We start from the raw sequence: 12388 nt of genomic DNA, 5'->3' as shown, positions 1-12388 counted from the left end.
CGTACGAGGATCTCCGGCGGTCTGGACGGGTCACGCGCTCGGTGCCGGGGTGGCGAATGTGCCGGTGCGCGCAGGGGCACCGAGGGGGTCCGGCTGTGCGGTGCGGCGCCGCGGAGGGGCCGTGGGGCGCGGCGTCCGCCGTTCGCCGCGGGTCTCGGCCACCATCAGGTCGATGCTGGCGAGGAGGTCGTCGGCCCGGGCGGCCCGGCGCAGCCGGTCCGCCGCGGTGCCCGCGGCCAGTGCCTCCTCGAGCAGCCCGTGCACGGTCTCCCAGTCACCGCACGCCTCCAGCGCCGGGCGCAGTCTGGCCAGCATGCCGGTGAGCACGGCCGGGGCCGGTGCCGCGCAGCGGGTCGCGGGGTCGACCAGGTCTCCTTCCAGGCCCGATCGCGCCGCTCGCCAGGTGGCGGCGCGCAGCCAGTCGTGGCGGCCGTCGCACAGGGGGCCGTCCGCACGTTCCAGCCGCTCGCGGGCCTCGTGCACCAGGGCGCGGAAGAGACCCGCGACCAGCACCACGGTCTCCACCCGCGGGCAGGCGTCGCAGATCCGCAGTTCCAGCGTGTTCTGGTGGGCCGAGGGCCGGACGTCGTGGTAGATCATGCCGGCGTCACTGATGACGCCCGAGCGGATCAGCTCCGCGACGGTCCTGTCGTAGTCGGCGGCGTCCGGGTGGCAGCCGACCGGCCCGGCGGTCGGCCACCGCTGCCACAGCATGGTCCGCCAGCTGGCGTAACCGGTGTCGGACCCCAGCCAGAACGGGGAGCTGGCCGAGAGGGCCAGCAGTGGCGGCAGCCAGGCCGAGACCAGGCACATGGCGCGGACGGCGGTGTCCCGGTCGGGCACGTCGACGTGGATCTGCGCGCTGCAGATGAGCTGCTCTTCGGCCACGCGGCGGTAGTCGTCGGCCATGCGCCGGTAGCGGGGGTCGGCCGTGACGTCCCGCGAGCCGAAGCCGGCCAGGGGAACGGTTCCGGCGGCCACGACCGCGAGGCCGAGGGTGGCTGCCGCCGCGTCGAGGCGGCGCCGGGACGAGGCGAGGTCCGTCCACAGGCCGTCGAGCGTGTCGTGCACGCCGCTGTTGCTCTCCACCACCGACTGCTGCAGCTCGCTGGTGAAGCCGGGTCTTTCCATGCGGCCGAGCAGCTGTGCGGCGCGTGGTACGAGGTACCCGCTTTCGACGTCGAGCACATGGAACTCTTCTTCTGCCCCGAGGCGCGCTGTCACGGTTTCTCTCCTGCGATGGTCGCGACGGTCCGCATCCGCCCTTCGGGTCGGCCTGCGGCCGGGTGGCGGGCGATTGGCGTGGTGTCGAGTTCCCTGATCAGCCACCGACAAGCGTGACGGTTTACATTTTGAGACATGTATCGCTCATAAGAGCACAACCATCGGGAGGGCCGAGTCCCTCCCCGGCCGCTGCTGCCGTCCCGTGGTCACCTCACACCTACCCGCGCATCAGCAACGAACGCCCCGACCGCGCCTGCGCGACGGCTGCCCTTCTCAAGGCGTGGTGTCCGCGCGCCGCGGGCAGCCGGAAGCACGAGGGGGGCGGTACGACGAGCGTGATGGCCAAGAGCGGCCAAGAGGAGGTCGGCAATGGTGTGGTGGGTCTGGATGGTCCTACTCGTCGCGGCGGTCGGACTGCTGAGCGGGGCGGCGCTGGCGGTTCAGGCCAAGCGCCGTGCCGGGACGGTGATCGCGGTGCCCGAGGGCCGGCGGCCGGGCCGAGGGGGTCGGCGGTGACCGGGCCGATGCTCGCTTCCGAGCTGCACAAGCGGGTGGTCGTGACGCTGGGTGGCGAAGCGGTGGCACAGGTCAAGGACACCGTGTTCGACGCCGGAGCGGGCCGGATCACCGGTTTCACGCTCAGCGGGCGGGGGTTGCTGGCCGGACCCTTGAAGCGGAGTCTGCCGTTCTCCGCAGTGCACGCCGTGGGGCCCGCGGCCGTGATGGTCGCGAGCGAGGCGGTCTTCGAGGACCGGGACGCGGTCATGGGGCCGGACGCGGCCCGGCAGGGTCAGGTGATCGGTGTGCCCGTGATCACCGACCAGGGCACCGAGGTGGGTACCGTGCGCGACGTGGTGATCGAGGGCGGCACCAGCGGACGCGTGATCGGCTTCGAGATCGCCGCCGACGAGAACCTGGACCGCCGACGGCGCAGGGTGTTCATCCCCCGCGGGCACACCTGCGCCGTGTCGGGGCAGGCGGTGGTCGTCCCGGCACGGGCGCGCCACTTCGTCGCCGAGGACCTCCCCAGCTTCGGGGCACAGGTGGCAGCGTTCCGCGCGGACGCCGGCCGGCGGTACGCGGACACCCCTGCACGCGGCGAAGGAGACCTCGCATGATGCTGTTCACACAGGCCCAGGGCCTTCCGGTGATCACCGCCGAGGAGGCGGCGGCCCTGGGCACCGTGCGGGACCTGACCATCGACTGCCGTACCAGGAGCGTCGCCTGCCTGCGCCTGTCCGGCGCCCCGGAGGGCGCCGCTGTCATCGCCTGGGGCGCGGTGGAAGCCGTGGGACAGGACGCCGTGATCGTGCGCTCCCGGGTCGCCGTCGAGTCCGGGCACACCGATGTGCCTGAGCATCACAAGGCCGTCGGGAGCCGGGTGCTGACGGAACACGGGGTGGAGCACGGCACCGTCAAGGACGTCTCCTTCGATCCCGTCTCCGGAAAGATCCTGACCGTCTACACCGCCCTCGGCGACATCACGGGAGATCGCCTCATCGGCCTCGGCTCCCATGCCCTGGTCGTACATGCCGGATCCGCCTGACGCCCCCTATGAAGGCGGTCGCGCAGCCGGGACGGCGGTCGCGTCCGAGCGGTGCCGCGGCCCGCTCGGGGACCGGCCGCGGCACACCCAGGATCCGGAGCGCGGCAGCGCCGCCCCGGCGGAGTCCGTGTTGCCCCGTCAGGCGCTTGTACACGGCGCCGGACGGGTGATCACGCAAGCGTCGGTCAGCCGAGACCGAGGGTGTTCATGGTGCGCTCGGCCATGCGCTGTTCGCCGAGGGCGTTGGGGTGGACCGGGACCACGCTCTGCCCGAAGAGGAGCGGCTCGATCCACCGGGTGCCGACGGGCTTGCACGCGTCATGGCCCTCGGACGCCTGGGCGAAGTCGACGTACGTGGCTCCGGTCTCCTCGGCGGCGCGCTGGACGACGGTGTTGAGGTGCGCCTGCAGGGCGCGCAGGTACGGCACGTCTCCGGAGGCGATCGGCAGTCTGGCGAAGCAGGACGGGTCGGCCGTGGCCGGCGTGATCCACGGGTAACCGAGGACCGCCACACGGGCGTCGGGCGCCTTGCCCCGGACGCTGCGCAGGGCGGCCTCGAGGGCGGGGTAGGTATTCGTGTCGATCGCCTCGTCGAAGGAGGTGCCGTACCGGTCCTTGCACGGGCTGCCCTTGCCGCCGCTGAGCAGGCCGGCGGTGCCACAGGCCGTGATGGCGTTGATGAAGGTGCCGTTGTCGTTGCCGCCGATCGTGAGCGTCACCAGGTCGGTGTCCGAGGTGACCGCGTCGGCCTGCGGGGGGACACCGGGGTACTGGGCCTCGGTGAAGTCCTTGGTCTGGGCCGCACCGCAGGTGACGTCGGTCAGCCTGGCTCCCGTGCGGGAGGCGATGACGTGCGGGTAGTTGGCCGTGGAGCGCAGGCAGAGCAGGTTGGTGGGGTCGATGGGCAGGACGCCCGAGGCGGCGCTGTAACTGTCGCCGAGTGCCGCGTAGTTCAGGGGTGTCGTGGCGTGGGCGGGAGCGGCGGTGAGGCCGAGGGCCAGCACGCCGGCGACCGCGGAGGTGACGGCGACGGCACGGCGCAAGGCAGGCACGGGCATGGGCTCTCTCTTCTCGTGGTGGGGTCACGGAGCACGCGGACAGGGCGGTGCCCGGGTGTGTGCTGGTGCGCGAGAATGCGGCGGCTCGAGCCAGGGGGAGGTGCCGGCCGACGACGCGTGGGCGAGGGGGCGCACGCACGACGGCGGCCGTGAAGTGCCGGTCGTGGGATTACCGCTGGGTTCTACCGATAGGTAATGTGCGGGCGCAGGAACGCGGAGTCAACATCGTTGACCGAACTTCTTGAAACACCCACGTATCGCGCGGCCGGCAACTCCCGCCCGGCAGGGGACCGTTGTGAGCCGTCGGTGTCCCGGAACGCCGGGGGGACGGAACTTCGCGCCGCCTATCCTTGCCGCATGCCGTCGACCGGATCCGCTTCTCCCACGCGCGAGGCCATCCGCACCGCCGCCGCCCGGTTGTTCCGGGACCAGGGGTTCGCCCGGACCACGGTCCGCCGGATCGCGGCCGACGCCGGGACCGACCCGGCGCTGGTGATCCGCCACTTCAAGAGCAAGGAGCTGCTGTTCCTGGAGACGATGCATCTGACGATCGACGACGAGCCGCTGCTCGACGTCCCGTTGGAACGGCTGGGCGAGCGGCTCGCCGCGCTCCTGCTCGACCTCGACGGGGCCGCCCGCGGCATCTTTCTGGCTCTGGTGCGCGGCAGCAACGAGCCGCAGATCCTCGACCGTCTGCGCCGGACCCACGAGAACGTGCTCCTCGGGCCCCTGCGCAACCGTCTGTCCGGGCCCGACGCCGACCTGCGTGCGCGGCTTGCGGCCGCCCTGGCCGGAGGCCTGCTCTACGCGCTGTGGGTGGCGCGGGACGAAGGCCTGCTGCGCACCGACCGCGCCGACCTCGTCGCCCGCTACGGCGCCCTCCTGCAGGACACCCTCACACCGCCGCGGTGACGGTCCGCGGCGAGCGGGGACCGCCGGGGCGGGGACGGGACACGGCGGCTGTGCCGCGCGGGTGATCGTGACCACCCGGCCGGTGGAGCGGACAGGCGCAAGCGGTGACGGCGGGGCACCCGCGGGTACTCAGTCGGCCGCGGCAGCCGCTGTCGCGTCCCGCCCGCGTCGAAGGAGTTCCCCGACCATGACGGACGTAGCAAGCACGGGTCCCGCCTCCGGTGACGACCGAGGGATCCTGACCAACCGCCAAGGCCACCAGGTCTACGACAACCAGAACCAGCGCACCGTCGGCGCCCGCGGACCCGCGACACTGGAGAACTACCAGTTCCTGGAGAAGATCAGCCACTTCGACCGGGAACGCATCCCCGAGCGCGTGGTGCACGCCCGCGGCGTGACCGCGTACGGCTTCTTCGAGGCGTACGGCGCCTGGGGCGACGAACCGATCAGCCGCTACACGCGCGCCAAGCTGTTCCAGGAGCGCGGCAGGCGCACCGACCTCGCCGTCCGCTTCTCCACCGTCATCGGCGGCCGGGACTCCTCCGAGGCGGCGCGCGACCCCCGTGGCTTCGCCGTGAAGTTCTACACCGAGGACGGCAACTGGGACCTGGTCGGCAACAACCTGGGCGTGTTCTTCATCCGGGACGCCATCAAGTTCCCCGACGTCATCCACGCCCTCAAGCCGGACCCGGTGGACTTCGAGCAGAAGCCGAACCGGATCTTCGACTTCATGTCGCAGACGCCCGAGTCGATGCACATGCTCGTGAACCTGTTCAGTCCGCGCGGCATCCCCGCCGACTACCGCCATATGCAGGGCTTCGGCGTCAACACCTACAAGTGGGTCAACGCCGAGGGCAACACCGTGCTCGTGAAGTACCACTGGATGCCCAGGCAGGGGGTGCGCTCCATGACCGAGGAGGACGCCGCCAACGTCCAGGCGGACTCCCTCGGCCACGCCACCAAGGACCTGTACGAGGCCGTCGCGCGGGGCGAGTACCCCGAGTGGGAGCTGCTCGTGCAGATCATGGAGGACCACGAGCACCCGGAGCTGGACTTCGATCCGCTGGACGACACCAAGACCTGGCCCGAACAGGACTTCCCGCCCAAGCCCGTGGGCCGGATGGTGCTGGACCGGATGCCCGGGAACTTCTTCGCCGACAACGAGCAGATCTCCTTCGGCACCGGTGTGCTCGTCGACGGCCTGGACTTCTCCGACGACAAGATGCTCGTAGGCCGTACCTTCTCCTACAGCGACACCCAGCGCTACCGCGTCGGCCCCAACTACCTCCAGCTGCCCGTCAACCAGGCGAAGAACGCCTCCGTGCGCACCAACCAGCGCGACGGCCTGATGACCTACCACGTCGACGGCGGCGCGGAGAACGCGAGCGTCAACTACGAGCCGTCGATCCGCGGTGGCCTGCGCGAGGCCCAGTACCCGGCGCACGACGAGCAAGGCCCGGAGATCCACGGCCGGCTCACCCGTAAGCGCATCCCCCGCACCAACGACTACCGGCAGGCGGGCCAGCGGTACCTGCTCATGGAGCAGTGGGAGCGCGACGATCTGGTGACCAACCTGGTGGGCCAGCTCGCCCGGTGCGACCGGCCCATCCAGGAGCGGATGGTGTGGCACCTGCTGCTGGTGGAGAACGACCTCGGCCTCCGGGTCGGCGAGGGCCTCGGTATCCGCCCGGCGGACGTCGCGGACCTCGAACCGCTGGCCGGCCAGGACCTCACCGAGGAGGACAAGGAGCGGCTGGCGAACCTCGGCAAGAACCCGCCGCGCGACGTCCACGGCATCACCATGACGCACTGCGTCCCGAACGAGCGGCACGTGGTGACCCGCTGAACACCGACGGCACGGACAGCGGGTTGTGCCCGCGTGCCGCGGCCGGTTCGGGAACCGGCCGCGGCACTTCCTAAGACACCGGTTGGCCAGGAGACCTCACCTCTGACACTGTCCGGCTTTCCGCCCCGGACGGGCGCAGTCGCCGCCGAACGGGTGATCGTGGAGGACCGGTGGCCGGAGTGCGGCTACGACGGTGCGGGTGGCGGTCGCTCCGGGGCCTGGCCGGGGGCCATCGCCCACCGGACGGTGCGCGTGAGCAGGCGTCCGGCGGGGACCACCGTGAGGTCCTCGACGAGCGGTACGCGTGGCAGCCGTAGCAGGCCCCGGGCCCAGGGCGGGAGCAGCGCCACGGCGTTCGCGGCCAGGATGCCGTACGCGGGCCGCACGACGAGCGGCAGGGGCGGATCCACCAGCAGGAAGCGGGCCGCGGCCCAGGCCTCGGGGGTGGCGCGCAGTTCGGGCCGGTAGGCGGCCAGCCGCCGGCCCAGGGCACGGCGGTCGCGCGGCGGATCGACGACCCCCAGTGCCTCGGCGACGACCGCGGTGTCGGCGACGTAGGCGTCGTAACCGTCCGCGTCCAGCGGGTCCCGGCCGAAGCGCTCGTGAGCGCGCAGGAAGCTCTCCGTCTCGGCAGCGTGCACCCACCCGAGCAGATGGGGGTCGGCCGCGTGGTACCGCTGCCCTTGTGGCGCCCTCCCGCGTATCCGCTCGTGGATGCCCCGGACCCGGTCGACGGCCGCCTGGGCGTCGGCCGCCGTACCGTACGTGGTCACCGCCAGGAAGGCGCTGGTGCGCTGCAGCCGGCCCCAGGGGTCACCGCGGAAACCGGAGTGGGCCGCCACGGCCGCCATGGCCAGGGGGTGCAGGGACTGCAGGAGCAGTGCGCTGACGCCTCCGATGAACATCGAGGCGTCTCCGTGCACGGTGCGGATGGGACGGCCGGGCGCGAACCAGCGCGGGCCGGCCGTGTCGTGGATCCGTGCCCGCACGGCCCGTCCGTCGGGCCCGGCGACCCGGCGGAAGATCATCGTGCCCAGCTGGGCGCGCAGGTCCGGCAGCACGGCCACTCCGTCTCTCGCCGCTGTCCCAGCCGTCAGGGATGACGGGTGGGCGCCTCATCGACTTCCCGGTCGGACGTGGGCCACACATAGGGCAGGTCGTCGGGGATGCCGGGGAACTCGTGCGCGTACACGTCGCGGTCCTTGCGGACGAGTGCCGACCGGTGGCTGCGGTGGAAAGCCTCGTCACCGAGCCAGGGCGGCAGCTCGCCGGCAGCCGAGAGGGCAGGCTGGTCACGGACCGGGGCACCGGGGCGGCATCCGGCGTAACCGGCCACCAGTGAGGCCGCACAGCTGTCCTGGTGCCCCCGCTCCCGCCACACCCGGCAGATCTCCAGGCCGTAGCGGACGAGGGCCTCCTCGTATCCGCGCCACATGCGTACGGCGGGATGCCGGCGCCAGCCGTACCCCGGGACGGTCAGACCGCGCAGGACCTGCAGCGCCTCGACGCGCTGTTTGCCCAGGCGGCGGCGGTCCAGGAGGAGTGCGCTGCGGCGGAAGTCGGGATCGGGCAGGAAGGTCTGCATGAGCCCCGTCCTTCGGTGGGGTGTGGGCCGGCGGGGCTCACTTCTTGCGCAGGGCGGACGGTTTGTGGACCGCCGACCTGCCGGACTTGGCACTGCGGACCTCGTACTGCGGGTCCTCGGGGGAGGCGTCGACCGTGCGGCCGGCGGCCTTCGTCCGCCGGGTGATCTTGCGCTCGACCTCTCCTTCGGTGGTCGATCCGTGGCTCTTCCAGGCCACCTTGTCGCCCGTGCCCAGGTGTTCGTCCGAGTCCTTGCGCTTCTTGTCGGCCATGGTGGTCGGTCCTTTCGCGGTGGATCCGGCTCGGCCGGAGCCGGTCGGCGGGTCTCAGGGTGCGCGGCCCGTCGCCGCGCGGTCGGCGTCACCCCCGGCGCCGAGCAGTCCGGTGGAGACGAAGGGTTCCTCGGCCTCCAGACGGGGCAGGTCCCGGCGGGCCACGCGCAGCACGACCGAGGGCAGGGCCGCACGCACCGGTTGGACCAGCCGCAGCCAGGACGGCGCGTACACGGACGTGCGCCGCCGTTCCAGACCGCGCACGAGCCGGGCGGCGACCGTCGCCGCATCCGTCACCCGGCGGGCGGGCGGCGGCATGCCCCCGCGCAGTTCGCGCAGCACCGCATGCCGGTCGGCGTCGCGCACCATGTCCGTGTCGGTCCAGTTGAGGTAGCCGATGCCCACGGCGACGCCCCGGTGGGCCACTTCGGCGCGCAGGGAGTGCGCGAAGGCCTCGACACCGGCTTTGGAGGCGCAGTAGGCGCTCATCAGCGGGGCGGCGCCGAGCGAGGCCAGGGAGGCGATCTGCAGGTAGTAGCCCGCCGTCGCGTACAGGTCGGGCAGGAAGGCCAGGGCCGTGTGGGCACTGCCGACGAGGTTCACGTCGATGACGCGCCGCCAGTCGGCGGGGTCGGTGGCGTCGAAGGGGCCGCCGAGCGCGATACCGGCGTTGGCGATCACGACGGACGGGCGCCCGAGGCGGTGGTGCACCTCCCGCGCGGCCGCCCGCAGGGCCGGCAGGTCGGTGACGTCGACCTCGACCGCCAGGGCGGGGGTGGGCATGCGGCCGGCGGTCGCCTCCAGCAGGTCCTTCTCATGGCCGAGGAGCGCCGGTCTGGCGCCGCGCCGGGCGACCTCGTACGCGAGTGCGGCGCCCAGTCCGCGGGCCGCACCGGTCACCACGACCGTCCGGTTCCTCAAGGGGCTGCTTGCCACGAGTGCGCCTTTCTCTCGTGCCGGGGGGCTTCCCGCGCCGGCCGTCCCGGCCCGGGAGCTCCCGTTGCGATCCGCCGGCCGGTCCCCCGCTCCCCGATCCACCGGACGGCCGCTGTCCGCCGGCACCGGCGCCGCCGCGCGGTCAGTCGTCCTCGGGCGACGGCAGGGCCGCGTGATCGCAGTGACCGATGGTGCGGCGGGCTTCCTTCATCTCCGCCTCGTAGAGGTGGTCCCGGCCGTGGGCGAGTTCGTTCACGGCGCTGCGTTCCAGCTCCTGGAACGGCCGGTAGTAGGTGTCGTTGTAGGCCTCGACGATCTGGAACGTCCAGCGCCCCGGGATGACGTTGCGCCCCAGGATCTCGCTCTCCACCTTGTCGGCCCACTCCGGGTGCCCGGCCTCGCGCAGGAGTCGTACCGTGCGGTCCAGTTCCAGGTCGGCCCCGCCGGTCAGCTGGTGAAAGCTGTAGAGATGGCCGCGGGCCCGTTCGGTGGTCTCCAGCGCCTTCGACAGCGACCCGAGCGCTTCCACGGTCTTGTCGTCGATGCCGTGGGGGCGCCGGTGCCGGCGGTCGGGACCGTCCTGGTGCTCACTCATGCCGTTCTCCGCTGTGTGGCCGGATGCCGGCCCCGCCGGGCCGGTGGATGCCGTCTGTGTCCACCTCTTCCCCACGGACCGGGCGATCGGATGCGGCTTCGGCCGGACGGGTGGGCCTGCGCCCCGTCCGGTCCCGGCGGGCGAGCAGGCGCTGGACGCGGGCCAGCGGGAGCGCCCGGTGGGCGCGCAGTGCGGCACGGGCGGCATTGGCGCCGGGGCCGCCGTGCACGCCTCCTCCGGGGTGGGCGCCGGCGGAGGCGAGGAAGAGTCCCGGGAGGGGTGTCTCGGGGCGCCCGGTGCCGGGGACCGGCCGGAAGACGAGCTGCTGGTGGATGTTGGTCGTGCCCCCGTTGATGGCGCCGTCCAGGAGGTTGGCGTCCAGCGCCTGGAGGGTGGGCGGCGCGAGGACGCGGCGGGCGCGGATGCGGGAGCGGAAGCCGGGTGCGAACCGTTCGACCTGGCGTTCCACGCGATCAGCCATGCGTTCCTGGTCCGCCGGGCCCCAGTCACCGGTGATGCCCTCGTCGCCGGCGTCCGCCCGGATGTCGTGCGGGACGTGCGTGTAGGCCCAGGCCGACTCGGTGCCCTGGGGAGAACGCGTGGGGTCCGAGGTGGTCATCTGCCCGAACAGGGCGAAGGGGCGGTCGGGCACCTGGTGCATGGCGATCTGCGCGGCGAAGCGGGTCAGCTCGTCCATGCCGTCGGCCAGGTGGACGGTCCCGGCCTGACAGGCCCGCTCGGCCTGCCAGGGCACCGGGCCGTCGAGGGCCCAGTCGACCTTGAAGGTGGCGAAGTCCCACTGGAAGCGCCGCAGGTCGTCCAGCAGCTGTGCGGGCAGGTGCTCGGGGCCGACGAGTTCCCGGTAGAGGACGGGCACGGCCACGTCGGCCAGCACGGCCCGCAGCGCGGGCACCGCCTCCCCGGCGGCGGTCCGCACCCCCACGGCCCGCCCGTCGCACACGGTGACGGTCTCCACCCGCTCGCCGCAGCGCAGCTCTCCCCCATGCGCCAGCAGTCGATGGACCAGTGCCTCGGTCAGCGCGCCCGAGCCGCCGACCGGCGCGGGAAAGCCGTACGTCTGGCCCAGCATCGACATCAGCCAGCCGAAGCCGCCGCTGCCCGCCGACTCGGGGGCGAGATCCGCGTGCAGGGCGTTCCCGGCCAGCAGCAGCCGGCCGCCCTCGCCACGGAACTCCTCCTCCCCCATCCGGCGCACCGGAAGGATCAGGGACCGCGCCGTGCGCAGACCGCCCGCGGCCCGCAGCGTGCGGGCCAGCCGGGCCCCGGCTCGGACCGGCGGGAACGGGGTGAACAGGGCGTTCAGCAGATCCGGGCGCAGCGTCTGCCACAGGGCGAACAGGCGCCGCCAGGCCGCGCCGTCGCCGGGTGCGAACGCCTCCAGCGAGTCGGCCGTGGCGTCGATGCGCCGGTCCAGTACGACGCACCGGCCGTCGCTCAGCGGATGCGCCAGCACCCGCGGGGCGTGGCTCCAGCGCAGCCCGTGGTTTTCCAGCCGGAGCGCGGACAGCACGGGGGACGCGGCGGCCAGGGGATAGAAGGAGCTGAAGAGGTCGTTGACGAAGTCGGGGTGGACCCCTCGGTCGTGGCGGACCCCGCCGCCCGGCTCCGGCTGTTCCTCCAGCACCTGGACGCTCCACCCCGCGTCCGCCAGTATGTTGGCGGCCACCAGTCCGTTGGGTCCCGCCCCGATCACCACGGCGTCAGGCATGACTGGCCCCCTTTCCGCCGCGTGCCCGTCGCGAGAAGGGACCGCTGCGGCGCTCACCGTCCTCGCAGGCGGTGGCGAGCCGGGCCAGCATGGCGCGGTGGCGCAGCTGGATCAGCGCTTCGAAACCCCAGTTGTGCAGGGCGCCGCCCGCCCCCTGGAGCGGGTGCTCGTCGACGATGACCAGGCAGTACCGGCCCCACTCCCGCAGCTCGATGGCGATCCGGGCGGTGCCGAGGAAGCCCGCGTGGGCCTCCAGCTCCAGGACGGATCCCTCCCGGCAGCGCCGTACGACCGTCTCGTTGCCGAGCCGGAACGGTCCCAGCCGGACCTGGTACGCGATGGATGCCTCCTGCTGCGGCCACTGGCCGTTCTTCGGCCGGGAGGACGCGGTTCCCACCACCCACTCCGCGTACCGGCTGCCGTCGGCGAGGACGTCCCACACCGCGGCGGGGCTGGCCTTGATGAGTCGATGACGTACCGCCACGCGTACCTCCGGTTGGTCGAGCCGGCGAGGGGCCAACCCCGAGTGCCCTGGTGCGGACGGACCAACCGTGCAGCTCCGAGCGGGTGTGCCGGAGGCGGGAGGCGGCGCGGGGCGACCAGGTGGACGTGTCGCCCGGCACACGGAGCCGGGGGCCCGCCGTGGTGCGCGGAGCCCCCGGGTGCGACCGAGTACGGTCACTGCG

The 12388-nt window shown here is 72.8% G+C and carries 13 protein-coding genes; 4 read left to right on the top strand and 9 right to left on the bottom strand.

The window, feature by feature from the left end; translation table 11 throughout:
- Positions 1–30: 30 nt before the first annotated feature.
- The gene (locus ACGFRF_RS22455) at positions 31–1224 is read right to left on the bottom strand and encodes a YbdK family carboxylate-amine ligase (RefSeq protein WP_393742528.1); all 1194 of its coding nucleotides are present in this window, start codon (positions 1222–1224) and stop codon (positions 31–33) included.
- Between the two features lie 524 nt (positions 1225–1748).
- Here ACGFRF_RS22455 and ACGFRF_RS22450 point away from each other — a divergent pair.
- Positions 1749–2342 (top strand): PRC-barrel domain-containing protein, encoded by a 594-nt coding sequence (locus ACGFRF_RS22450; RefSeq protein ID WP_393742526.1) that lies wholly within the window; start codon positions 1749–1751, stop codon positions 2340–2342.
- On the top strand, positions 2339–2770 hold the full coding sequence (locus tag ACGFRF_RS22445; RefSeq protein WP_393742524.1) for a PRC-barrel domain-containing protein: 432 nt from the start codon (positions 2339–2341) through the stop codon (positions 2768–2770). The genes ACGFRF_RS22450 and ACGFRF_RS22445 overlap by 4 nt, the downstream gene beginning before the upstream one ends.
- Positions 2771–2955: 185 nt before the next feature.
- Here ACGFRF_RS22445 and ACGFRF_RS22440 read toward each other — a convergent pair whose 3' ends face one another.
- Complete coding sequence (locus ACGFRF_RS22440; RefSeq protein WP_393742522.1) at positions 2956–3828, bottom strand: SGNH/GDSL hydrolase family protein; 873 nt, start codon at positions 3826–3828, stop codon at positions 2956–2958.
- 357 nt (positions 3829–4185) lie between these two features.
- Between ACGFRF_RS22440 and ACGFRF_RS22435 the strand changes: the two genes are divergently transcribed.
- Positions 4186–4740 carry a TetR family transcriptional regulator gene (locus ACGFRF_RS22435; protein ID WP_393742520.1) on the top strand — a complete coding sequence of 185 codons (555 nt, stop codon included), beginning with the start codon at positions 4186–4188 and terminating at the stop codon, positions 4738–4740.
- A 187-nt stretch (positions 4741–4927) separates the two neighbouring features.
- Positions 4928–6586, top strand: coding sequence for a catalase (locus ACGFRF_RS22430; RefSeq protein ID WP_393742518.1), 1659 nt, complete (start codon positions 4928–4930; stop codon positions 6584–6586).
- A 185-nt stretch (positions 6587–6771) separates the two neighbouring features.
- On the opposite strand, the gene ACGFRF_RS22425 is transcribed toward ACGFRF_RS22430, so the two are convergent.
- From ACGFRF_RS22425 to ACGFRF_RS22395, 7 genes are all read right to left on the bottom strand, one after another.
- The gene (locus tag ACGFRF_RS22425) at positions 6772–7614 is read right to left on the bottom strand and encodes an oxygenase MpaB family protein (protein ID WP_393742702.1); all 843 of its coding nucleotides are present in this window, start codon (positions 7612–7614) and stop codon (positions 6772–6774) included.
- A 65-nt stretch (positions 7615–7679) separates the two neighbouring features.
- Positions 7680–8171 carry an MSMEG_6728 family protein gene (locus ACGFRF_RS22420; protein WP_393742516.1) on the bottom strand — a complete coding sequence of 164 codons (492 nt, stop codon included), beginning with the start codon at positions 8169–8171 and terminating at the stop codon, positions 7680–7682.
- Positions 8172–8208: 37 nt separating this feature from the next.
- Complete coding sequence (locus ACGFRF_RS22415) at positions 8209–8442, bottom strand: DUF2945 domain-containing protein (RefSeq protein ID WP_393742514.1); 234 nt, start codon at positions 8440–8442, stop codon at positions 8209–8211.
- Positions 8443–8496: 54 nt separating this feature from the next.
- On the bottom strand, positions 8497–9378 hold the full coding sequence (locus ACGFRF_RS22410) for an SDR family oxidoreductase (RefSeq protein ID WP_393742512.1): 882 nt from the start codon (positions 9376–9378) through the stop codon (positions 8497–8499).
- Between the two features lie 142 nt (positions 9379–9520).
- Complete coding sequence (locus tag ACGFRF_RS22405; RefSeq protein ID WP_393742510.1) at positions 9521–9973, bottom strand: hypothetical protein; 453 nt, start codon at positions 9971–9973, stop codon at positions 9521–9523.
- Entirely contained in the window at positions 9966–11702 is a 1737-nt protein-coding gene (locus tag ACGFRF_RS22400) for a phytoene desaturase family protein (RefSeq protein WP_393742508.1), read from the bottom strand. Before ACGFRF_RS22400 ends, ACGFRF_RS22405 begins: the two co-directional genes overlap by 8 nt.
- The gene (locus ACGFRF_RS22395) at positions 11695–12186 is read right to left on the bottom strand and encodes an SRPBCC family protein (protein WP_393742506.1); all 492 of its coding nucleotides are present in this window, start codon (positions 12184–12186) and stop codon (positions 11695–11697) included. The genes ACGFRF_RS22400 and ACGFRF_RS22395 overlap by 8 nt, the downstream gene beginning before the upstream one ends.
- Positions 12187–12388 lie beyond the last annotated feature (202 nt).

Origin of the sequence: Streptomyces sp. NPDC048521 (genome assembly GCF_043199855.1) — a bacterium.
GTDB lineage: Bacteria > Actinomycetota > Actinomycetes > Streptomycetales > Streptomycetaceae > Streptomyces.
The sequence above is the reverse complement of the archived record's forward strand: the minus strand, read 5'-3'. Positions and strand labels throughout refer to the sequence as shown.

Coding starts and splice junctions, on each gene's coding strand:
- ACGFRF_RS22445 (WP_393742524.1), top strand. CDS start 2,339: ATGATGCTGTTCACACAGGCCCAGGGCCTTCCGGTGATCACCGCCGAG.
- ACGFRF_RS22425 (WP_393742702.1), bottom strand. CDS start 7,614: ATGATCTTCCGCCGGGTCGCCGGGCCCGACGGACGGGCCGTGCGGGCA.
- ACGFRF_RS22450 (WP_393742526.1), top strand. CDS start 1,749: ATGCTCGCTTCCGAGCTGCACAAGCGGGTGGTCGTGACGCTGGGTGGC.
- ACGFRF_RS22440 (WP_393742522.1), bottom strand. CDS start 3,828: ATGCCCGTGCCTGCCTTGCGCCGTGCCGTCGCCGTCACCTCCGCGGTC.
- ACGFRF_RS22435 (WP_393742520.1), top strand. CDS start 4,186: ATGCCGTCGACCGGATCCGCTTCTCCCACGCGCGAGGCCATCCGCACC.
- ACGFRF_RS22405 (WP_393742510.1), bottom strand. CDS start 9,973: ATGAGTGAGCACCAGGACGGTCCCGACCGCCGGCACCGGCGCCCCCAC.
- ACGFRF_RS22415 (WP_393742514.1), bottom strand. CDS start 8,442: ATGGCCGACAAGAAGCGCAAGGACTCGGACGAACACCTGGGCACGGGC.
- ACGFRF_RS22430 (WP_393742518.1), top strand. CDS start 4,928: ATGACGGACGTAGCAAGCACGGGTCCCGCCTCCGGTGACGACCGAGGG.
- ACGFRF_RS22400 (WP_393742508.1), bottom strand. CDS start 11,702: ATGCCTGACGCCGTGGTGATCGGGGCGGGACCCAACGGACTGGTGGCC.
- ACGFRF_RS22420 (WP_393742516.1), bottom strand. CDS start 8,171: ATGCAGACCTTCCTGCCCGATCCCGACTTCCGCCGCAGCGCACTCCTC.